Annotated in this window: 11 protein-coding genes; 5 read left to right on the plus strand and 6 right to left on the minus strand. The window is 58.7% G+C overall.

Features of this window, described 5'->3' with window-relative positions; translation table 11 throughout:
• A partial coding sequence (locus VF672_RS05005) for a bifunctional diguanylate cyclase/phosphodiesterase (RefSeq protein WP_331102086.1) occupies positions 1-1,790 on the minus strand: 1,790 nt, incomplete at its 3' end.
• A gap of 115 nt (positions 1,791-1,905) precedes the next feature.
• Positions 1,906-3,987, minus strand: coding sequence for a carboxy terminal-processing peptidase (locus VF672_RS05010; protein WP_331102089.1), 2,082 nt, complete (start codon positions 3,985-3,987; stop codon positions 1,906-1,908).
• Positions 3,988-4,132: 145 nt separating this feature from the next.
• Between VF672_RS05010 and VF672_RS05015 the strand changes: the two genes are divergently transcribed.
• The 4 genes from VF672_RS05015 (at position 4,133) to VF672_RS05030 (ending at position 12,510) form a co-directional block, all read left to right on the plus strand.
• Positions 4,133-5,095, plus strand: coding sequence for an NAD(P)H-quinone oxidoreductase (locus tag VF672_RS05015; RefSeq protein WP_331102091.1), 963 nt, complete (start codon positions 4,133-4,135; stop codon positions 5,093-5,095).
• Positions 5,096-5,337: 242 nt separating this feature from the next.
• Entirely contained in the window at positions 5,338-7,377 is a 2,040-nt protein-coding gene (locus VF672_RS05020; protein ID WP_331102093.1) for a hypothetical protein, read from the plus strand.
• Positions 7,378-7,463: 86 nt separating this feature from the next.
• A complete protein-coding gene (locus VF672_RS05025) occupies positions 7,464-9,437 on the plus strand; it encodes a hypothetical protein (protein ID WP_331102095.1) in 1,974 nt (657 codons plus the stop codon).
• A gap of 421 nt (positions 9,438-9,858) precedes the next feature.
• A complete protein-coding gene (locus VF672_RS05030) occupies positions 9,859-12,510 on the plus strand; it encodes an autotransporter outer membrane beta-barrel domain-containing protein (protein WP_331102097.1) in 2,652 nt (883 codons plus the stop codon).
• 50 nt (positions 12,511-12,560) lie between these two features.
• On the opposite strand, the gene VF672_RS05035 is transcribed toward VF672_RS05030, so the two are convergent.
• Positions 12,561-17,057 (minus strand): hypothetical protein, encoded by a 4,497-nt coding sequence (locus VF672_RS05035; RefSeq protein ID WP_331102099.1) that lies wholly within the window; start codon positions 17,055-17,057, stop codon positions 12,561-12,563.
• Positions 17,058-17,224: 167 nt separating this feature from the next.
• On the minus strand, positions 17,225-19,714 hold the full coding sequence (locus VF672_RS05040) for a hypothetical protein (protein WP_331102101.1): 2,490 nt from the start codon (positions 19,712-19,714) through the stop codon (positions 17,225-17,227).
• 423 nt (positions 19,715-20,137) lie between these two features.
• Here VF672_RS05040 and VF672_RS05045 point away from each other — a divergent pair, with 423 nt between their 5' ends.
• Positions 20,138-20,824 carry an Ig-like domain-containing protein gene (locus VF672_RS05045; RefSeq protein ID WP_331102103.1) on the plus strand — a complete coding sequence of 229 codons (687 nt, stop codon included), beginning with the start codon at positions 20,138-20,140 and terminating at the stop codon, positions 20,822-20,824.
• A 97-nt stretch (positions 20,825-20,921) separates the two neighbouring features.
• On the opposite strand, the gene VF672_RS05050 is transcribed toward VF672_RS05045, so the two are convergent.
• Together VF672_RS05050 and VF672_RS05055 are read right to left on the minus strand one after the other, a co-directional pair.
• A complete protein-coding gene (locus tag VF672_RS05050; protein WP_331102105.1) occupies positions 20,922-21,575 on the minus strand; it encodes an HAD family hydrolase in 654 nt (217 codons plus the stop codon).
• Positions 21,576-21,762: 187 nt separating this feature from the next.
• Positions 21,763-22,663, minus strand: a 901-nt coding sequence (locus tag VF672_RS05055; protein WP_331102106.1) for an ABC transporter ATP-binding protein, incomplete at its 5' end; no start/stop codon positions are given.

The raw sequence follows: 22,663 nt of genomic DNA on the forward strand, positions 1-22,663 counted from the left end.
CACCACGGCAGCGCCTGATTCAACGCCGCCACCACCTCCGCTTCCAGCGTATTGATCACATGAATGCTCGCACCCATCACTTCTTTGGCGTGGTGCTTGGCCTGAGACGCCAGTTCGGCGAGTTGGGTGGCGTCCAGGGTGGTGCAGGCTTCGGGGTGCAGGTGCACGACGCCGATGGACAGTGACAGCAACGGAAATTCCTGGCGCTGGCCCTGGCGGTTGAGGGCGACGAAGCAGCCGGCCTCCAGATGCTCGGCGCGGTAGAAACGTCGGCACTGGTTCTGGAAGTCTTCGAGTAGCATGTTCAGGCGCTTGCGCCAGTCTTCCGAGCCCAGCACCATCAGGAAATCGTCGCCGCCGATGTGGCCAACAAAGTCGCGGCTGGCGTCGATGCGGTCGTTCAGGCAGTGCGCCAGGCACAGCAGCACCTCGTCACCACGGCCGTAGCCATAGATGTCGTTGAAGGGTTTGAAGCTGTCGATGTCCACGTAGCAGATCATCGACTCGCGGCCCTGTTGCAACAGGCGGGTGAGGCATTGCTGGATCGGCACATTGCCGGGTAGCAAGGTCAACGGGTTGGCATAGCGCGCCTGCTGGATCTTCAGTTCGGTGATCAGCTTGAGCACATCGATCACCCGGCCCAGGCCGAGGTAGGTGCCGTTCTGCATGATGATGAAATCTTCTTCGATGCGTTGCCGCGCGCGGCTGGTGATCAGCCGGCTGACCTGCTGCAGCGATTGACTCAGTTCGACCGCGAGAAAGTCATCGCTCATTAACCGGCTGATCGGTTTGCGCGCGTACAGCTCGGTGGCGAACGGCTGCAGCAGCACATCTGACAGCGAATGGCGGTGGACGATGCCAATGGGCTGATGTTGCGCATCCAGCACCGCCAGCGAGTTGAGATTGGCTTGCTTGCGAAACGCCTCCAGTACCGTGGCCGTGGGCGTGGTCTGCACCACCGCCGGCAGCGCGTTGAGCAAGGCGCTGAGGTCGCTGGTGTCCTCGTTCAAGGTCGCAGCGGCGGGATCGATTTTCGGCAGCAGGGCGCGTGCGTCACGGGGCGGACACTCTTGCGGCCGGCACAGCAAGTAGCCCTGAACCAGCTCGACGCCCATGTCGATCAGCACGGCCAGTTCTTCCTGCAGCTCAATGCCCTCGGCGATGACCAGTGCCCGCGACGCTTTGGCCATCTGCAGCATGGAGCCGACGAACTCTCGCTTGACCGCATCCTGATGAATGCCGTCGATGAAATGCCGGTCGATCTTCACGTAGTCCGGGCGCAACTCGGACCACAGCCGCAGGCTTGAATAGCCCGCGCCTAGATCGTCAAGCGCGATGGAAAACCCCATGTCCCGGTAATGGTAAAGCGCGTTATAGAGCAGGTCGAAGTCATCGGTCGGCGTCTGTTCGGTCAGCTCGATGACCACGCGGCTCGGCGCTATGCCGTAGCGCTGCAACAGCTGCAAGGTGCGCCCCGGCGGGTGCGATGCTTCCAGCAGCGACTCGGGCGAGATGTTGAGAAACAGCTTGCCCTCCAGCTTCTGTTCGCTGAAGCGGCGACAGGCCGACTCGCGACAGGCAAGTTCCAGCTCACTGAGGCGTCCGGCCTGGCGGGCGACGGCGAACAGGTTGAGAGGGGAATGCAGCGGGCTGTTGGAAGGACCGCGAGTCAGGGCTTCGTAACCGAGAATGCGCCGATCCGACAACGACACAATCGGTTGGAACAGGCTGTGCAAGTCGCCGCGAGTCAGGATCGAACTCAAGGCGCTCAGCTGTTCAGTCACGGTCATGGCAATCTCGAGGCAAAAAAAGGGGCTCGACGCTGTGACGTCGAGCCCGCTATTTCACGACAGGTTCATGACTGTTTGATGACGATTCGCCATCATTTCATCACGTTCCTGCGGTTTACTTCTTCGCCACCGAACCGCTCAAGCCCAGATAGTCGAGCAAAATACGCCCGGTTTCCGCCAGGTAAGCGTCATCTTCGGGTTTGGTCTTGTCGTCATCCGAAGGCAGGGCGTCTTCGTCTTCCTTCTTCAGCTCTTTCAGCGGTTCTTCGCCTTTGGCCTTGCGACGCACGTTCTCCATCGCCAGCTGCTTGCTCTCGATGTCGGCGTGTTCCTTGCGGCGCTCGGCCTCGTTCAGACTGACCGTCTTCTCGCTCATCAGCTTCTTGGCCAGCGCCAGTTTTTCTTCGATGAAGACGAACTCGGCGTCCTTGGCTGATCGGGCGTCGTGACGCGATTGCAGCTGTGCCAGGAACGGCTTGAACGGGTCCACCGCTGGCTTGATGGCCGGTTTGATGGTGTCGTAGGTCATCGCCTCAGGCAGCGCGCTTTCACCGATTTCCTTGGTGTCGATGATCGACGGATAGCCGATGTCCGGCAGCACGCCCTGATGCTGAGTGCTCTGGCCGGACACCCGGTAGAACTTCGCCAGCGTCAGTTTCAGCTCACCGTGGTTGAGCGGCTGAATGGTTTGCACTGTGCCTTTACCGAAGGTCTGGCCGCCGATGATCAGCGCGCGGTGATAATCCTGCATGGCGCCGGCGAAAATCTCCGAAGCCGAGGCCGACAGGCGGTTAACCAGCAGCGCCATCGGGCCTTTGTAGAACGCACCGCTGTTCTCGTCTTCCAGCACATCAACCTTGCCGTCTGCGTTACGCACCAGAACGGTCGGGCCTTTATCGATGAACAGACTGGTCAGCTCGGTGGCTTCCTGCAACGAGCCACCGCCGTTGTTACGCAGGTCGATGACCACGCCGTCGACTTTCTCGGACTGCAGTTCGGTCAGCAGCTTCTTCACGTCACGGGTCGTGCTCTTGTACTCGGGGTCGCCGGCGCGGTAGGCCTTGAAGTCCAGGTAGAAAGCAGGAATCTCGATGACGCCCAGCTTGTAATCCTTGCCGTCCTGATTGAGGTGCAGGACCGATTTTTTGGCCGCTTGCTCTTCAAGCTTCACCGCTTCACGGGTGATCGACACGATCTTGGTGGTCTGGTCGCTCGGCGCATTGCTGGCCGGCACGATTTCCAGACGCACGACCGAACCTTTCGGACCGCGAATCAGTTTGACCACTTCATCCAGACGCCAGCCGATCACGTCGACCATCTCTTTGTCGCCCTGGGCAACGCCGATGATCTTGTCGGCAGTCGCCACTTGCTTGGTCTTGGCGGCAGGGCCGGCCGGCACCAGGCGGACGATCTTGACGTTGTCGTTGTCGCTTTGAAGGACGGCGCCGATGCCTTCCAGGGAAAGGCTCATGTTGATGTCGAAGTTTTCCGCGCTGTCAGGCGACAGGTAGTTGGTGTGCGGATCGTAGGACATCGCGAATGTATTCAGGTACGCCTGGAACACATCCTCGCTGCGGGTCTGGCCCAGGCGCGCGAGCTGGTTCTTGTAACGCTTGGTCAGGGTTTCCTGGATCTTGGCCGGGTCTTTGCCAGCGATCTTCAGGCGCAAAACCTCGTCCTTGACGCGCTTGCGCCACAGGTCGTCGAGTTCGGCTTCGTTCTTGGCCCATGGCGCGTCCTTGCGATCAACCAGCAAGGTTTCCTGGGTGTTCAGGTCGATCTTGTCGACACCCTTGTTCAGCTGCGCCAGGGCGAAATCCAGACGCGACTTAATGCGGTCCAGATAACGTTTGTAGATGGTAAAGCCCGGCGCCAGGTCGCCGCTTTTGAGGAAGTCGTCGAACTGGAAACGCCACTTGTCGAACTCGGCGATGTCACTGGCCAGGAAGTAGCTGCGCGCAGGATCGAGGAGTTTCAGGTAGCTCTGGTAGATGATTTCCGAACGCTTGTCGTCCAGCGGCGGCTTGCTGTAGTGGTGGCGCTTGAGCAGCTCCACGACATTCAGACTGGCGATGACTTCATCGCGATCAGGTTGAAGATTATCCCAGCTGTTGGCGGCGAACGAACTGGCCGACATCGGCAGGACAGACAGGCCAATGAGTAATGCAAGGGTGGTGCTGGGTAAAAAATGCTTCATGCTGATTCGACGCGGGGACAATTGATAACGCATATTAGGCCGTCTTTGGAGGTCGCCGGTTCGGTCAGAACACGGTCGCATAATGCAAAAAGCCCAATGGCCGTGAGGCACATCGGGCTCAGTCAAGACTCACTATGGAGGCACCGTGAAAGCATTGCAAGGCGTTGAAGGTCGTGTGGAATGGGTTGAAGAGCCGTCGCCGACGCTGGATGTAGGACAAGTCCGCATCAAGGTGGCAGCGGCGGGACTCAATCGTGCCGATTTGCTGCAGCGCTCGGGGCATTACCCGCCGCCACCGGGTGTCACGGAAATCCTCGGGATGGAATGTTCAGGGGTGATTGCCGAGGTCGGCCCGGGCACCGCCTGGGAAGTCGGCGACCGCGTGTGTGCGCTGGTTGCAGGCGGGGCGATGGCCGAAGAAGTGGTGGTTGACGCGCGGCACGTACTGCCGGTGCCTGAGGGGATTTCGCTGCACGAAGCGGCGGCGATTCCTGAAGTGTATGCCACCGCCTGGCTCAATCTGTTCCAGCTGGCCGGTCTCAAGCCCGGTGAAAAAGTTTTGCTGCACGCCGGGGCAAGTGGCGTTGGTTCAGCTGCCATTCAGCTGTGCAAGGCGTTCGGCAACCCGGTCTGGGTCACCGTGGGTTCCGCCGAGCGGCTGGCGTACTGCGAATCGCTTGGTGCGCAGGGCGGTGTGCTGCGCAACGAGAACCTCGATGCGCTGAATGATTTCGCGCCGTTCCACGTCATCCTTGACCCGGTGGGCGCCAACTATGCCGCGCTGAACCTAAAGGTCCTCGGCGTGGACGGTCGTCTGGTACTGATCGGATTAATGGGCGGACGCAAGTCCGAAATGGATTTCGCGCAAGTACTGGGCAAGCGTATTCATATTCTCGGTTCGACCCTGCGCAGCCGCGACGACCAGTTCAAGGCCGACCTGCTCAGTGATCTGGGCCAGCACGTCATGCCATTGTTCACCGATGGTCGCCTGAAGCCGCAACTGGCGCGCAGCTTCCCGATCAGCGAAGCCGAAGCGGCCTACGCAGAGTTGGCGACCAATCAGGTGTCGGGCAAGGTCGTGCTGGTGATAGACCCCGAGCTCCGCTGACCTGCGCGCCGGCCGGGTATCGCTGCCTCTGGGCGACAGCCCGGCCTCGCCTCTTTCTCTCACAACCTTCGCCGGTGACACCGACGAACGGTCGCCTGACCTGTCATAAGTGACAGTATCCAGCGCGCGCCAACAGGCGCTTAATCAATCGCAAGTACGCACCAGAGCCACTGCGCTGCGCACTTGAAGAGCGACTTCGAGCGGATTCGGCTGGCCTGATTTCAGACGCAAGGATGATGTCGATGAATAACATGTTCAGAGCAGCCAGCGGCACCTTGAACGGTGGCAATTGGCGTGTTGATGATGAGTTTCCGCTGCCCGTCGTGCCGGCCATTCTCAAGGATGATCAGGGACAGGAAGAGGTCGGCGGGTTGCTGCCTCGAACGGCGCTGGAGCGGGACCTGGAGGTGGTCATTCCCGCCTGGTTATTCAACGCCAATTATCCCAACGTCGCGGTGCTGTCGTGGCGGCGCGCCGGTGCTCCATTTGTTGAAGTAAGCCGTTTCACCTTCCAGCCCCCTATCGCTCCCGGAGATAAAACCGTCCAGGTACCTCAGGCGTTGCTGGTAGACGGTACCTACGAGCTCTCTTACAAGATTTCGGTGGCTAATAATCCGTCGCCGGAATCGCTCAAGAAACTTGTCACAGTGGATCTATCGCCGCCGGGTGCGGGCCAGAGACCCCTACCGGTGGTCTTCCCAGCGGAGCTGGCCGGGGTGATCTCCGACGAGTATCTGACCAGCGAGGGCGCGGTCGAGTGCTCGGTGCCATCCTACTTCGGCGCCAGAGCCAAAGACCTGGCGATCTGGTTCTGGACCGACACCAATCCACCGCCGGATGGGGAAAGCCAGCAGGGTGAGGTGATCTTCAGCCGGGATGACATTGAGGACGGCCTGCTGTTCGTGTCGGTTCCCGAGCGGGTGATCAGGGCGTCAGGTCTGGGCACCCGGTACGTGTATTACTACCTGCGGGATCTGGCGGGAAACATCAGTTCGCGCTCGGAGCTTTCGCCCATCAGGGTGGACCTGACGCCGTCGCCGGGAAACCTCCAGCCGGTCCGAGTGCCGCTGTCAACCCGCGGTCTGATCGATCGCCGGCATGCCCGGGAGGGTGCGGCCAACGAAGGCGGCGTCACGGTTGAGATAGACCGTTACGACAATGCCGGCCCCGAGCATCGGGTGTTGATTGACTGGGACGGCACCGAGCTTGCCGACGTGCCTGTCGATCCGTCCGGATTTCCGCTGCGGGCGTTCGTGCCATGGACCGTGTTGACCGCCAGAGGGCTTGGCCCACTGAGCGCCCAGATCGATTACCAGGTGCGTCGTGGAACCTTGGTCACGCCGTCGCCGGGACCCGTCTCTGTGCCGGTTGACTTCACCCTGGCCGGACAGGATCACGCCAATGCGCCGGCATTGCTGAACGTCACCCTGGAGAAACCCGAGGTCCGTGGCCAGAACTCCGATACGGCCAATACGCTGACGGGCGCGGACTTCGGTCTGGATGCCACAGCGACGCTGGTCCTCTATCAAAATCCCGATCCCGGCGAGCGATTGTCGCTGTTCTGGGGGAGTTCGGCCGAACCGGTCGCAGAGTACATGGTGAAGGCCGGCGATCTGGCCGGTCAGTCGATAACCTTCGTCATTCCCTGGTCAGCCATAGAACCGGAGCTGATCAACCCCGCGTTGGCACTCTTCTATGTGACCGATAACGGCGTCAACCAACAGCTGTCCAGGACAACTGACGTCAATGTGAATATTGAGGTCATCGAGGATCTGCCGGAGCCATCTTTCCCGCATGCCGATCTTTACGGCTATCTCAATTGCTGTGCCGTACCGAGGTTGTGGGAGGGCGTGACGGTGAGGGTTCCCGGCGACACCCGGTTTGCACAAGGCGACCGTATCGAACTCATTTGGCAAGGATGCAGGAACCTCAACGGCACCGATCCGATCACGGGTGTCACCGCGACGTTTTCCAGAACGTTGAGCGCTGCTGATGCGAGCACCGGATATGACCAGATCGTGTTGCCCTTCGAGACACTCATCGCGCCCATGGAAGACAACGGATCTGCCACGGCCCAGTACACGCTTCATAAAACCAGCGGAACGGTGGGGCGCTCATACATGGATTTCGTGAAGATCACGAGAAGGATGCCAGGTGGGGAGTTATGCGGTCCCGGCAACGATCTGTGTGTTGAGACGTTGCCGTCTCAATCTGAAGGGCCCGTTGTGGAATCGATTTGGGCAGGGATGATCAATGCGGCAGTTCGCCGTTTTCGCAAATAACCCCGATGTCAACGACACGTGGCGGATGAACGTCGGCTGGTGCAGTTGTAGCCAATGGACTGAAGGCCACCCAAGGAGGAAGCACCATGAACACCCAGAACAAGCCCCCAAAGGTCAAAAAGGGCCAGCAGGCGCGCAGCGACTTCCAATTGTTTCGCAGAAATCTACAACTGGCGGTGCCGGCGCCGACGTTGCCTGCGGATAACCCGTTGCTGCCGCCCACCGCTGACGATCCCGAGAATCAGTTGCCGCACCAGTTTCAAGGCACGCTCCTGAAAGTCGAAATCCCTGCGTTTGAAGTTGAAACTGATCCGGGCCGGCCAGGCCTGGTTTATCTCAAGTGGGATGGCATACGGCAGCGCCCTAGCCAGTACTCGTTTACGACGCCACTGGACCCTGGCGCGTTCCCCCTTCCGCTGACCTTGCCAGCAGAGGCAACGCTTTTGGCTGGACGTCACACGCTCACCTATGAAGTCAACATTGGCGGGAATCCGGTGGCATCGACAGCACTGACGATCTACATCGATCAGACCGCACCCAACTTCGGGCAGTCAGGTGCACCGGTGACATTGCCCCCTGAGGTCGAAACCGGCGGCATTACCAAGGAATACCTTGATGCCAACGGCAAGGTCACCATCACCGTGGCCGAATACAACGACAGAAAAATCGGCGACGAAATATCCGTGTATTACGGAAGCAACCCTCAAACCGCATCGTTGGTAGGCACCGTGATAAGGGACAATACCACGACGCCGGTGACAGTCGATTTGACCACCGCGCAGATCGGAACGTCGGAAGGCACCAAGTTGCTGTTCTCCCGTCTGCAGGACAGACCCGGCAACCTTGGACCTGATTCGTCATACAAGCCGGTCCTCGTCACATTGAGTGCCGCGCCGACAGGGCTGAAGCCGCTGACGGTGCCATTGGCCTCTGACGGCGAAGTCGACATGGCCGACGCCAACGTGGGGGTACAGGTACAGATCGAGGCATACACCAACTTTGTCGCTGGCGATCAAGCGATAGTCACCTGGGATGGCAAGTTGCAGGGCGCGGTGGCAGTGACGCAGCCAGGGCCGACATTCGTGACCGTCCCTTTTGCGGTATTGCTGGACGGCAACCAGGGGCCTAAGACGGTGGCTGTGACTTACCTTATCAAACGGGGCGAGAAAGAGTATCCCGAGCCTTCCTCTGTTGATGTCGCCGTGGATCTGCGTACGCCAGGCCCGACGAACCCGGTCGAACCTGACCCGGTGAATCCCGACCTGGACTTGATTACGGTGCAGGGCGCCGTCACCACTGACCCCAATAAGTTGACGCCCGCAGACGTGGGGGAGCCGGCGACAGCCTCCGTGGTGATTTATGAGAACTATAAGGCGGATGACGAGGTGCAGTTGTACTGGAACAACGTGGCGGTGCCTGATTCCGGAGACCCTGCCATTCCTGGCGGGACATACGTAGTGACGGGGCAGGAGGCTGTGGATTTCATGATGGAGTTTGCCATTCCATGGAACACGATCGATGCACAGGGCAATGGCAGCGCGCTGCCGGTGCGCTATTCGATCGCACAACCGAACGTCAACGATGCCGTTGTCTCCTCTGAAGATCAGCCAGTTGAAGTGAACGTGAAGACGGTGACGCTGCCAGCCGTTACGTTTCTGAATCTTGACCCGGACTTCGATTTCCTCAACTGCGGTTCGTTGAGAAATGTGAGCGGTCAAGGCTGGGTTGCGGAGATAAAAGTCGAGGGAGGAGAGCCACGCCTGGCGAATCAAGAGCTGACGTTCAACTATGCCGGGCTGAACGAGGCAACGGGTACTGACGTTACGTTCGAGTTCAAGTTTACCCCGACCATTGAACAGGCCACCAACGGCTTCCTTGTTTACCTGCCTTACGCTCCCCCCCTGATCGAAACCCGCGATGGGCCGGGCAGTATTGCCTACACCGCGAATGTAGACGGGTTTTCTGTCACCTCCGACGCCCATCGCGTGACGGTGTTCATGGCGACCGCGGGGGCGGGCGCTCCGACGTGCGATTTGTCAGCTCGAACCGCCGGTCGCTGAGGGCGTCGTTAAAAGAGAGGCGTCTCAGACGCCTCTTTTATATCGCGGGGCTGATTTCCAGCTCTCTCATAATCTAAACAGCCGTTTCTCTTCGCCGTTATTTCCAATCAATCCAAGTTGGCAGATTTCATCGGCAATACTTCTGGTGGCCACGGCACTGTTCGAACTTTTTCTCCTTAGTGCCAGTAGGCATCGTCCTACAAGTAAGGCTGATGCGCCCTGCATAGCATTCTGATCGTGGTCTGTACAGTCTCCCCTCTCCCGGCGATTACGCCTGCCTTTGCATCTCCATACGAATGGACGCGAGCTCATGAACGCTAGCAAGCAACTCCGCAAGTCAAACGTGCGCAACTCTCCCTTTTTTAAAGTTTCCCCCGTCGGGCGTCCATTCTGGACAGCCTTGCTGAATGCGGTTCCGGCCGTGCTGTTCACACCTGTCTCGCTTGCAGTGCTGGTCGAGAATGGCGCAGTGCTGAATATCGATGCAACCACGCCTCTCGGTGATTACGCAGTGAGGGATACCGGCAGTACCTTGAATGCTTCGAACGCGGTGGCCGGTTCGATTTCATTGAGCGGCGGCGCCACGCTCAACTTTGTCAACAGCAGCGTGCAATCGCCGGATGACGGTGTCGTGGTTACCGCAAGTACGGCAACCATTACCAACAGCACGATCGTTGGTGATTATGTGGGCTTATCGGTGAACAGGCCGATTGGCACAACGGTCGGGTCGCAAGTGCAAGTCACCGGCGGCGCGCTGCAGGGCGGCGAGGTGGGGGCGCAAGTCACGGGATTCAGCCGCTTGCAACTGAACGGGGTTCAGGTCACGAGTACAAGCTCAGGCAGTGCCGGGCTGAACATCTTCGGTGGCGACGTATTGGCGAACAACGGTACGACCATCAAGGGCTCCGAGCACGGCGTGTACTTGATAAGCGACGCTCAAGGGGTGGGTGATAGCGTTCTGGTACTCGATAACGCTACTGCCGAAGGCACCCATGGCGCCGCCATTCTGGTTGATGGCCTGGGCCGCGGTCTGGTCGCCAACCTCAATCTGCTAAATGGCACGACCCTCACGGGTGGCAACGGCAACGCGCTGGAAATCGCGAACAGGGCGACGGCGAACGTGCTGCTGCAAAGCAGTGAAGTGACCGGTAACTTCGCCATCGCCAACGGCAGCATTGCCAATCTGACTTTCGATCAGGGCCGGTTGATCGGTGACGTTTCGGCGGATGCCACCAGCAGCGGTACCCTGGCGCTGAACAATGGCTCGGCACTGAGAGGGGATGTCACCGGGATTGATACGGTCAATCTGAACGCGAGTTCCATTACCGGGGAAGTGACCTCCGCCAGCAGCGCCGGCGTTGTGTCGCTCGTCGGCGGTTCGGCGCTAGAAGGTCATGTCAGCAGCGATAACGTCAGTCTGAATGGCAGCTCAATGATCGGCGACATTACCTCGCTCGGCAGCGCAGGCGTCGTGTCCCTGACGGCGGGTTCCTCGCTCGAAGGCAATGTCAGCAGCGAGAACGTCAACCTCGATGCCAGTTCTATTGTCGGCAATGTCACGTCGACCGGCGGGGCAAGTGTGCTGAGATTGCTGGGCGGCTCAACGCTCAAAGGCGACGTGAGCAGCGGTGATGTAAGCCTGGATGCCAGTTCGATGTCTGGCGATATTACTTCCAGCGCTGGGCTTGTTTCGCTGACCAACAACTCCGTGCTCACCGGCAACCTGATCAACGTCAACACCGCCTCCCTCACGGGGGCTTCCACCTGGAATATGGTCGGCAGCAACACCGTCAACTCGCTGGCCATGAACGACAGCACGGTGAGGTTCGGCGCGCCCAACGCGTTCTATCGGCTCAATGTCGGCACGCTGTCCGGCAACGGCACGTTCATCATGGACGCCGATTACCTCACCAACGAACACGACACCCTCAACGTCACTGGTTCTGCGACGGGCAGCCATACCTTGCTGATCGCCGGCTCAGGCGTCGATCCGACTTCGCCAACGCCCTTGACAGTTGTCCAGACCGCAGGCGGTGACGCGACGTTTGCCCTGGCTGGCGGCCAGGCCGTGGACGTGGGGACCTATTCCTATCAACTGACCTCCGCCGGCAATGGCGCAGGCGGCACGGACTGGTTCCTGGACCCGGGTACCGCGACGATCAGCCCCGGCACGCGCTCGGTGCTGGCCCTGTTCAACACTGCGCCGACCGTGTGGTACGGCGAACTCACTTCCTTGCGCAGCCGCATGGGCGAACTGCGCTTCAATGGCGGCAAGGCCGGCGGATGGGTGCGCACGTACGGCAACAAATACGACGTCGATGAGGCATCGGGTGTGGGCTATCGGCAGACACAGCAGGGCGTGTCGCTGGGCGCCGATGCGCCATTGCCGATCGGAGACGGGCAGTGGCTGATCGGCGTACTTGCGGGGCACAGCACGTCCGATATCGATCTGACTCGCGGCACCTCAGGGACGGTCAAAAGCTACTACGCCGGCCTCTACACCACTTGGCTGGATCAGGCCAGCGGTTACTATTTTGACGGCGTGCTCAAGTTCAACCGTTTCCGAAACGACTCAAAAGTCAGCATGAGCGATGGCACCCGTGCCAAGGGTGATTACGACAACTCTGCGGCTGGTGGCTCGGTGGAGTTCGGACGGCACGTCAAGCTGGGCAACGAGTATTTCGTCGAACCGTTCACCCAATTGTCTGCCGTGGTCATTGGCGGCAAGGACTATGAGCTGAACAACGGCATGCGCGCCGAAGGTGATCGGACGCGCTCGTTGCTGGGCAAGGTCGGCGTCACTGCAGGGCGCAACTTCACCCTGGACAGGGGCAGTGTTGTGCAGCCATACGTGCGAGTGGCCGGCGCCCATGAGTTCGCCAAGCGTAACGAGGTACAGGTCAACAACAATACGTTCAATAACGACCTCTCCGGTTCGCGCGGCGAGTTGGGGGCAGGGGTTGCCGTAGCGTTTTCCGACACGCTGCAATTGCATGCGGATTTTGACTACGCCAATGGTGAGCATATCGAACAGCCGTTCGGGGCGAATGTGGGGTTGCGTTATACCTGGTAATGAGCTCATCAATGGCAGCCGATGTCCCGCGACATCGGCTGCCCGCTGAATTAGCGAATACCCACCACCAAGCACAATGAGAATGGAACGACAGAGCTGACTGCATAACCGTCCACACCTGTCACGAGGTTATGCACCCAGTTTTTGTTCAGCGCGTAGCCATCACTCGACCAGTAAAAGTCATTACCTTGCGGCCAGCGCCCCCGATATAGGGCAGACATTGCTCGGAGCTCTCCTATATTCGGAATTCTGAACCCTGCATTCTGTGCCTCTTTTTTACCCCATGGGTAGCGGTTAAAGCTGAACCCTTGACATGTAATGACCCCGCTGACTTGAACGAGGAAGGCCCCGGAGCGGCCCTGAGCATCCTGTACGTTAATGGTTGCGCTGCCGTTAGACCTGCTGAAAACGTTGCCATTTGCATCGACGGTGACCACGCGTGTATTGGTCGATGAGTAGGAGTAGGGAGGCACGCCACTAATAGGGACCCGGCTTGTCGTCGTCCCTGATGGCCACGTGACCGGTAAGACATCATCCCTTCCTGCTGGTACGTAAAGCCGACCACTCAAATTTATAGCGGATGTATCGAGCACGAAATCCGGTATCGGTGATACCACGTTGAAGTCGCGGGTACCCGATGAAGGATTGTCAGCATAGCGCCCGACGGCCTTGATGCTGTGGGAACCGAGTGCCACACCCACAGACAGGCTCCAGGCGCTGCCACCCCCCGCCCTGGTCGTCCCTTTGGACGCGTTCTTGTCAAAGACTTCTACTTGCTCGCTCGCCACAGCTGTGCCCGACGCGGTTACTGTCGTTTCAGTGGTAGTGCCTCCCTGGCCGATCTCCCCACGGGAGTCCCGCACACTGAGCGTTGGCGCCGTGGCAGCCTGAACGTTTAACGCCCAAGGCGAGGACACCGGCTTATTCGCGTACAACGCTTTGCTGGTGAGGCTATGGGCGCCGACCGACAGGCCACTCACTGACCGTGACCAGTCGCCGCTGGTGTTCACGTCGGCGGTGCCTTTGGATGAGGCGCCGTCGAATACCTCTACTGATTGACCGATTGAGGCCTTGCCCGATGCGGTGACAGCGTTGGCATAGGTCGATCCGCCATTGCTCACCGCGTTGCCTTGTGGATCCACGACGCTGGTGATAGTCGGAGTGACCACCGCGGTCACGGTGAATTTACGCACGGCGGATTCCGGATTGCTCCCGTAGTTGGCCCTCACCTTCATGTCATGCCGTCCAACGCTCAGAGTGTTTATTGTCAGCGTCCACTGCCCGCCAGCGTTGGCATTCACCTTCTGCCGAGACACAGCGCCATCGAAGATCTCGACCTCAAGACCTGCACTGGCGTTGCCGGTCAGAGCCACGCTGTTATCGACCGTGAATCCATCAGGGGGGATCTCCGTTCCCTGGGTGTCTTTTATGTGGGTGATGGTGGGCGCCACAGTTGCGGCGACGATCACCGTCCAGACATCGGATTCAGGCTTGGTTCCATACAACGCTTTGGCTTTGAACGGGTGCGCCGCAACGGCCAGAGCGGAAACGGTGAGGGACCAATCGCCTGATCCATTTGTGGTGGCAGTGCCTTTGGAGACGCCGTTGTCAAACAGCTCTATTTGGCGATCAGGGCTCGCTTTGCCTGATATCGTCACGCTTGTATCTACAGTCATTCCGCCATTGCTGACCGGTCCTCGGGAGTCCAGGACCTGACTGATGATCGGCTTCACATTGGCCAGCACTTCCAGGCGCCGTGGCTGGGAAACCAGGCCGCTGCCATCCAGCGCGCTGGCTGTCAGGCTGTAATTCTTCACGCTCAGCCGCTCAAGACTGCCGCTCCAGGCCCCGATGCTGTTGGATTTAACCTTCGTCAGCCGCGTGGTGCCGTCGAGAATATCCAGCTCGGTTTCGATGGTGGAGGTGCCGCTGATGCTTAAAGCCGTATCGAAGGTGGTCCCTCCGTCAGCTACCTCGCCTTTGCCGTCCTTGATACTGACGATTTGCGGCTTGACCCAGTCATGGTGCAGCTTGAAGGCGTACACGACATGTGGAAAAGGCACTGCGCCGCTTTCACTGGCGATACCGTCAAAGGCAACGTTGCAGATCACTGTCAGGCGAGTCTCCTGGCCGAGTTTTTCCAGTTCAGCGCGCGGCGCGGGGACGGACAGACCGGCGGAGACCTGGGCGCTGTCCAGTACGGCGCCGTTCAGGAGCGTGATCGAGTAGACGCCGCCGCTGCCGGTCTCTCCCTCGATCCGCAGCCAGACGCGCTGACCCGCCAGGATGAATGGCCATTTGGCAACCGTGGTGGTGGCGTTGCCGGTGAACGTCGCCAGGTTAAGCGTCATCGTCTGTCCATCGGCCTGCGTAATGGCCGGGTGTGGCAGGTCCTTGTCAGGGTTGCCGAAAGGCAGCACAGGCAGGCGCAAGACGTCGGATGGTTTTTCTGCGGTGTAGCGTTTGACACGGTAGGACACACTGACCTCACGGCCAATGTTTGCCCCGACCAATGAGGCGGGCATTTTAAACTCCACGAGCCCGCTGGCGTTGCCGGGCTTCTCCTGATCAGCAGGCGTGCCGCCGCCCGGGCTGCCCAGCCAGACCAGCGTGACGATATCTTGCGTTTCCATGCTGGCGTACCTCACCTGCACCGTCGCGCCAGACAGCGCATCCATCGGATCAAGCACACCGCCAGGCGCCTCCAGCACGGAGGGGGCGGGCAGTTCGCCGATGATCTTGCCGATCACCAGATTCAACGTTGCCGAAGACTGGTACTCGCCCGACACGCCACGTTTTAGCGTGTACAGCACCCTCACTTCGTCATTGATGTTCGGCTCAATCAGCGACCGGGGAATGGTGAAATCCACCGGTTTGCCTGCAATGGCGGTGGTGATGGGAATCCAGTCGCTGCCGCTGCCTTCCAGTGGATGGCCGAGCCAGTACCAAGTGAGCGTATCCCCTGCTACGGTGCCGGAATAAGCGACCCGTAGCGTGACGTTGCCGGGATTTACTTCCGGATCGAGCACACCGTCGGGTGCTTCAACAATGGTCGGCGCCGGCAAGTCCACAACGTGCTGGCCGACCCTGGCGAGCAGGTGCTCAGACACCCGTACATCCATTATCCAGGCGTCGTTGGACACCCTATAGCTGACGTCGAGTGTGCCGTTTTCAAGCTGGGCAATGTGTTCGTTCATCACCGGGATATAAATGGGGTAGCCCACTTCATTGGCGCTGACGATGTGCTGGGTTTCGTAAAGATACGGCGTTCCGTTAGCCCGCGTACCCAGCCACACCAGATCAATCAGGTCACCGATCTTCGTGTCTTCGTAAACCGGGATCTCCACATGGGCACGTTCTGCAAGCGGGTCGAGGACATCACCGATGAGCTCCAGAATAAGTGGGATTTGCAACGGTACTCTGCCGGTAATTCGCACCGCTGCTCGCTTTGATGACTGTGGCGGGTCACCGTTGGCTTTGGTCAGGACATACGACGCATAAGCTGTCCCGTTGATGATCTGGCGCACCTGGGCATTGGGTACGGTGGTGTCAAAAATCGCCGGGATGCTGTCCACGGTCACTGACTGGCTGTAGCTCAGCGGCGCGCCTGCCGCCGTGATGCCGAGCCAAGTCATGGTCACCGTATCGCCGCGCTCGAACGGGCTTGCGGTGACAGCAATGCGGACGGTGACGCTCGCGCTACCCAGATCGCCGAGGTCAATCTCACCGTTGACGGCATTCTGGATGATGGGCGCATCCAGCCGCCAGGCGCCCGCGTCCACCGGCACGAAGGTTTTCAACGACCATTGTTCTGAGAAATTCCAGACCTCGTCGTACACCTGATAGTGAACGAGCAAATCTTTGTCATCGCCTGCCGCGAGGATGCTGGCCTGATCAACGGTGATGACAATGGACGCATTGCCCGCAGCTTCTGCTTCGGTGACCTGATGTGTGAGCGACACCTCACCCCATTTCAGCTCGATGGTGTCACGCGGCGCGCGGCCTGGGTAAGTGGCGATGGTCACCGGAATGCCGTCCTTCGCCCATTGGGCATCGACGCCATTGTCGATGACGTCCGGAGGAAGCTGCGGGGCCTTAAGTTGCGAGTGTCCGGGCAGGTGCGGATCTTCGTCCCTGCCTCCTGGCCGGTCCAGTTTGACGCGCAGCCGCAGCGGTACGCAATCCTCCGCTGTGGGTGAGCCTGATCGGGTCAGGCTGTAATACACGTTTTCAGCCCAGTCCGGCGTAATCGGATCGGCAGGCAAGTAGAAGAACAGGCGCTGGTCGATGTCGCTGGCAGCGACGACGCGACTGCCCACCGCTGCGCCATCCCAGTAGAGGTCAATACGGTCGCCCACCTGCATGCTCAGCCAGGGATCGACCGCACTGAGTACGCCGCTCGGGTTGTCCTTGACAATGCTGATGTTGATCCCGCCGTCGCCCCCGGTAACAGGGGTGACCAGACCGCTGATGATCACCGGACGCAGAGAAAGGGCAGAATAGTCGCGGTCCAGTGGGGGGAAGAGGGTGCGTGAGTAGCGTTTCATGGTCATGGTCCTTATGAAGTTGGCGATCCTGTCGATGTCCTTGTTGTTGACGGACAGCCGCGGCGGGAGAGCACAAAGGGCGTCGGACGTCCCCCCGCCTGCTATCAATCGAGGCGATCTTCGCCCGCCTGTTTGCGGGCGATGTCGCTGCCGGTGTCGGAGTTCGCTTAGGCTGTGTAACTCACGATTCCCGAAAGAGTGACCTGCTTGTCCGTCGTTGTGCCGCCGTTGGGTATAGGGTTTCCTTGTGAATCCTCGACGAGGGTAATCCTGACTTCAGCGACGGTGGCAACGGTGAAACTCCACACCGCCGATTCCAGCCTCTCGCCGTATTGCCCAACGGCCTTGATGTGATGAGCGGTAGGAGCAAGCCCAGCGAGCGTCATTGACCAAATGCCTGCGACATCCGCCTTCACCTTCCCCTTGGACGTGGTGTCATCAAAGATTTCGACCTCGTAGGTGGCGGGCGCCGTACCCGTCACGCTGACTGTGGTGTCGCTCGTAGATCCACCAGGCGGGATGTCAGCATTCTTCGAATCCCTGATGCTGCTGATGGCCGGGGAAGGGAGTGCGACGCTCTGACCGACGTTGAAGGCGACGGACTGAGATTGACTGGTCTGGCCATTATCGATGCGGACGACATGATAGGAAGCCGTGACCGTTCCTCGGTTGTTCGGAGCGATTGCGCTATTGGGAATGCTGAACGTAAGAGGGACATTCAGTGTGGCAGTGGTCACAGGCAACCAGTCAGTCGCATCGCCGCCTTCGTTGCTGCCATCCCAATCATAATAAGCCTTGTCGCCGACTTTCTTGCCGCCGTAGTTCGGCATCGTCAGGGTCGCGCGTGCAAGGCCGGGATCCATTACCCCGTCTACGATTCCGGACACCGTCGGCGGATCCAGCTCGGCTCTAGGCTCACCGATGCTCAGCCCTGTGACGCGGGTTGATTCGCGCCTTCCCCCGACGCTGTTGTCGAGAACGTAATAGAGCTCCAGCGTGCCGCCCTCGATGACTTTGAGATGAGTCCCGGGCACATTGATATTGATCGGCTCGCGTCTGTCTGCTTCACCACCGGAAATAGGATGAGGCTCTAGATAGGGATCGTAGATCGTGAAGTCAGGACGTGTGCCGATCCACTTAGGCAAAATCAGATCACCTGCCTCCATGCTGTCGTCCCAGGGAATTTCAATATCCGTACTGGGCAGGTCCGGATTGATGGCGCCTTGCACCGCGTCCAGAGCGACGGGCGCCGCCAGGCGCGTGGCCTCACCGACGACATTAATGAACGCACCTCTTGAAGTCGTCTCGGTAGCGTCCGCATGAATCAGGCGGTAGGAAAACTTGGCCTGGGCTTGTGCCAACTGACGCACGTAGTGATTGGGAACGCTGATTTCGTAAATATGCGGTACGTTTTCGATGGTTTCCAACGGTGCATTGAATAAAACCGTCTCCCCTGCGGCAGTGGTGCCTGTCAACGTCACAGCGATCCGGTCGCCTTTGGTGAAATCATCCTTCAGGGATCCCAGAAGACTCTCCAGCGTCTCCTTGCCCATCGCCGCTTGAGACAACTTCAGCTTTTGCTTGCCCAATGTATTCTTGAGTTCGTCAACGGTCGTGCTGCGTGCCGCAGCCCAGATCTGAACGGTAACCGGCGCATCCTTCAACACGTCGAGGTCCAAAATGTTATCGACTGCTTCATCCACTATCGGGCCTGGCAGCCGAGAATTGCCCGTGTCCACAACGATGCGCTTTTCCGCCGCCCAGTCCTCTGACCTGTTCTGAACAATGTCGAACACTTCATAAGTCACGCCGAGGCCGTGGGCTCCGGAATCGGCAGCTTTCTCGATGGTCTCTTTATCAATCAGGATGTCGATACTGAAATCCTGCTGATTTCGGCGTGCCTCTTGGGCCGCGTTTGCTTCATCTTCAGTAACAAAATGGTCAACGAACACGCCGCCCCAGGAGAATTTGATATTGTCGCGCGCTGAGATATTCGGGTAAGCCCTGATCTTGACGAGCACTCCCGCTGCGGCCGCGTCTGCATCGACACCGTCGTCGATAATGGCTTGCGGCAGGTCGAAGTGAAGCTCCGAGTGGCCGGGCGCGTCGCCGTCCTGGTCTCGCCCGCCGGGTCTGTCGAGCTTGACCAGAATGTTCGTTTCGGCGGACGGATCATCCGTCTGCCCGAAGCGATTGACGATGTAGTGGAGCGTATGACGACCCGGCGTCAAACGCGCCGCGGGCAAGAAAGTCGTCACGCGTTGGTTGGCCTGACCGTCTCGAATGATCTCCGTCGACACGACGCTGGTCCGGTCCAACATCACCCTTACGCTGTCGCCCTGGTTCATCGCCGACCATGGCGAGATGTAGAGTTGCAGGCCGTACTGCGGAAATATGTCCATCGCAGCGGCGTGATTGATGCCCCATAACGTTTCCCCAGGCATTGCCGGAGGCTCCGGCAGCTGCTCTCTGGTTCGATCCGGAATTTCCAGCTCAATCAAGGCGTTGGGGCTCGAGGACTGAATCTGAGCGAAACAATCAGCCAATGCCGGCGATAAAAGCGAAATGAGCGGTGTGCAGGAGGCAAGGGAAGTTTTCTGCGTCTCGGCATCTTCGCGGTTCCAGAAATGAAGATGGGTGTGGTTATGGGTTGTCATCCACTTGACTCCTGTCGATTTTAGAAGGAGTCATTGGGCGCCGGATTCTGGAAGTTGACTACTGTCATACATGACAGGTTTAGCGTCCGCTCGTCCGGCTGTGTGACAAGTGCATGTACTCGCTAAAATCACAGCTCGGGTATGACTTGGTTGGTGGATTCTGAATTATTTTGGTATCTTGAATTGTTGGTCGGCTTATATTGATTCGGTCTAACACGTTTCCGATTTTATTCCGATAACAGGCATTTCGCTTTTTTAACTTGTTGATGAATATCTTTTTTCCTCTTTGCTGGGTTTTTTACGCATGCTTCTTGTATTTTTGTTTTCTTGTTTTTATTTGCGCAGAGTGATTTCCTAAGTAATGCTTTGCCTACATGGGCGCATAAGCGGGTTCTGGGAACGGGTTCAAGGAAAGGGCTATTTATGACTAAAATTTACGAAGTTGATCAAGTCAGTAGGATCGGTCCCGCAACGGGTCGGTACGTCGAATTGTATGATGATGATCTTTCGCTGGGGCAGGTGTCAGTCGATGACGACGGGAGCTGGACCAAAGCAGTCTCGAATCTTGCGTTGGGGACTCACACTTACACAGCAAAGGCGGCGAATGGGATGCCTTCTTCTGAGCCATGGGAAATCCAGGTGCAACAGGTGCAAGGCGATGGCGAGAATTTCGATGCAGTTCCAGACACTGTGCTTACGCGAGGGCAAAAAATTGATATGCCCTCGATGACGATAACGTTCTCCCAGGGGGACGGTCGGGTAGCTATCTTGCCGTTTGACTACGGAGATGCAAGTAATTTCCCTCCTCTGCCTGGACGAAGAGAGGGTAAAACGCTGCATATGAATCTTGACGCTATAGGTGAGGATCAGGTCGTCACTCTGGATTTTAATAGTAGTTATTCTAGATTGAGTTTTTGGAGTTCTTATGCTGACTATGAATCTTCAGCGACTTTTTATGGCGCAGATGGCTCGCGTTTGGGGGTGATTTCCCTGCCTGTTTCGGGATCGGAAGCGCGTCAGAGTACCTTCGCTGGAAGTAATATAAGAAGGGTTGTATTTCTGCCAAAGAATGGAGATTGGATTGTGCTAGATCATTTCCAATTCGAGTAGGTCGTTTACGATAAGAATCAACGCTTAGTCCGGCATTTGTTATCTGATCCGGTATGACTACTTGATGACGTCATACCGGATAAGCTCATCACTCATTTCACTTCCAGCTATGAACAGGCCAGCCCGCTTTTTCGGCCGCCTCGTGCAGCACCGGATCCGGGTTCACCGCATGCGGAAAGTCGACCTTCAACAGCAGCGGCAAATCATTGCGCGAATCCGAATAAAAACTCGCCCCTTCCAGGTTTTCGCCTTCCTGGTCCAGCCACGCCATCAAGCGGGTGATTTTGCCCTCGCGGTAGGTCAGCACGCCGGTGGTCTTGCCGCTATACACGCCGTGAGCGATCTCGAGATCGATGGCCAGCACTTCATCGACGCCGATGCGCTCGGCAATCGGCTTGACCAGATGCACCCCCGAGGCCGAGATGATCAGAATGCGATCACCTGCGGCGCGGTGTTCGGCGATGGCTTTGGTGGCGTCGCTGAAAATGATCGGCTCGATGTAGTCCTCCACCCAGGGGCCGACCAGAAAATCCACTTCTTCGGGCGTGCGTCCGATCATCGGGTCCAGGCTGAACGCCATGTAATCCTCCATGGCCAGTTCGCCCTTGCTGTAAGCCTCCATCAGTTCATGGTCTTTTTTCATGAACCACTCGGGATCGACCCAGCCCAGACGCCCCATCTGCTCGCTCCATAGACTGGAACAGTCACCGTGGATCAGGGTTTCGTCCAGATCGAAAATTGCTAAAGGCATTAAACCTGTCCTCTTTATCTATGCCATGCACGATCTCGGAAACTCGCGCCGCTGTCGGTATTACCTAGATCTCTGTAGGAGCTGCAGGAGGTTACGACAGTGGCGAATGCGGTGTGTCAGCCAAGCAGACGTCGGCAGGTAGAACGCGTTCGCCAGCAAGCCGGCTCCTACAGGGTTGGCGTCGAATTCATGCGACTTCACACAACGCCGACGATTCAATGTGCAGGGTGACCCGCTGGCCTTTCGGGTGCAAGTCGCTGGCCGAGCGGTTGAGCACATCGACCACCAGTTCCACGCCCCGGGCTTCGACGCGGTAGCGGATGACGTTACCCAGCAGGCTGTGGCTGCGCACTTCGCCTTCCAGCGAACCGGTCAGGCTCAATTGAATGGCCTCCGGTCTTATCGCCACGCGGCTGTTGATCGGGCGCTGCATCAGCCGGCTGGCGGCGTCGGCTTCCAGCAGGTTGTAGTTACCGATAAAGCCGGCGGCGAACGCATCGACTGGCGCGGTGTACAGGGTTTCGGCGTCACCGCTCTGCACGATCCGACCCTGATTCATCAGGAAAATGCGGTCGGACATGGTCAGCGCTTCCTCCTGGTCGTGGGTCACGAAAATGGTCGTCAAGCCCAGCTCTTGTTGAATCGCTCTGATTTGTTCGCGCAGGTGCTTGCGGATGCGCGCGTCCAGGGCTGACAGCGGCTCATCGAGCAGCAGCAGGCGAGGGCGGGTCACCAGTGAACGCGCCAGTGCCACGCGCTGACACTGGCCACCCGAGAGTTGATGCGGATAGCGCGCTGTGAACTCGTTCAGTTCCACCAGCTTCAGCACTTCGGCCACGCGCTGCTTCATTTCATCCGTGCTGACTTTCTGCATGCGCAGGCCAAAGGCGACGTTCTGCTCCACGTTCATGTTGGGAAACAGCGCATAGCTCTGGAAAACCATGCCAATGCCGCGCTTTTGTGGCGAGACCGGCACCAGGTCGTTGCCATCGAGGAAGATCTTGCCGCTGGTCACCGGCGTCAACCCTGCAATGCAGCGCAACAGGGTGGATTTGCCGCAACCGGACGGGCCGAGCAGGGTGACGAAT

The sequence above is a fragment of the Pseudomonas sp. genome (assembly GCF_036387035.1).
Taxonomy (GTDB): Bacteria; Pseudomonadota; Gammaproteobacteria; order Pseudomonadales; family Pseudomonadaceae; genus Aquipseudomonas.

Coding starts and splice junctions, on each gene's coding strand:
- VF672_RS05025 (WP_331102095.1), top strand. CDS start 7,464: ATGAACACCCAGAACAAGCCCCCAAAGGTCAAAAAGGGCCAGCAGGCG.
- VF672_RS05010 (WP_331102089.1), bottom strand. CDS start 3,987: ATGAAGCATTTTTTACCCAGCACCACCCTTGCATTACTCATTGGCCTG.
- VF672_RS05045 (WP_331102103.1), top strand. CDS start 20,138: ATGACTAAAATTTACGAAGTTGATCAAGTCAGTAGGATCGGTCCCGCA.
- VF672_RS05050 (WP_331102105.1), bottom strand. CDS start 21,575: ATGCCTTTAGCAATTTTCGATCTGGACGAAACCCTGATCCACGGTGAC.
- VF672_RS05035 (WP_331102099.1), bottom strand. CDS start 17,057: ATGAAACGCTACTCACGCACCCTCTTCCCCCCACTGGACCGCGACTAT.
- VF672_RS05020 (WP_331102093.1), top strand. CDS start 5,338: ATGAATAACATGTTCAGAGCAGCCAGCGGCACCTTGAACGGTGGCAAT.
- VF672_RS05040 (WP_331102101.1), bottom strand. CDS start 19,714: ATGACAACCCATAACCACACCCATCTTCATTTCTGGAACCGCGAAGAT.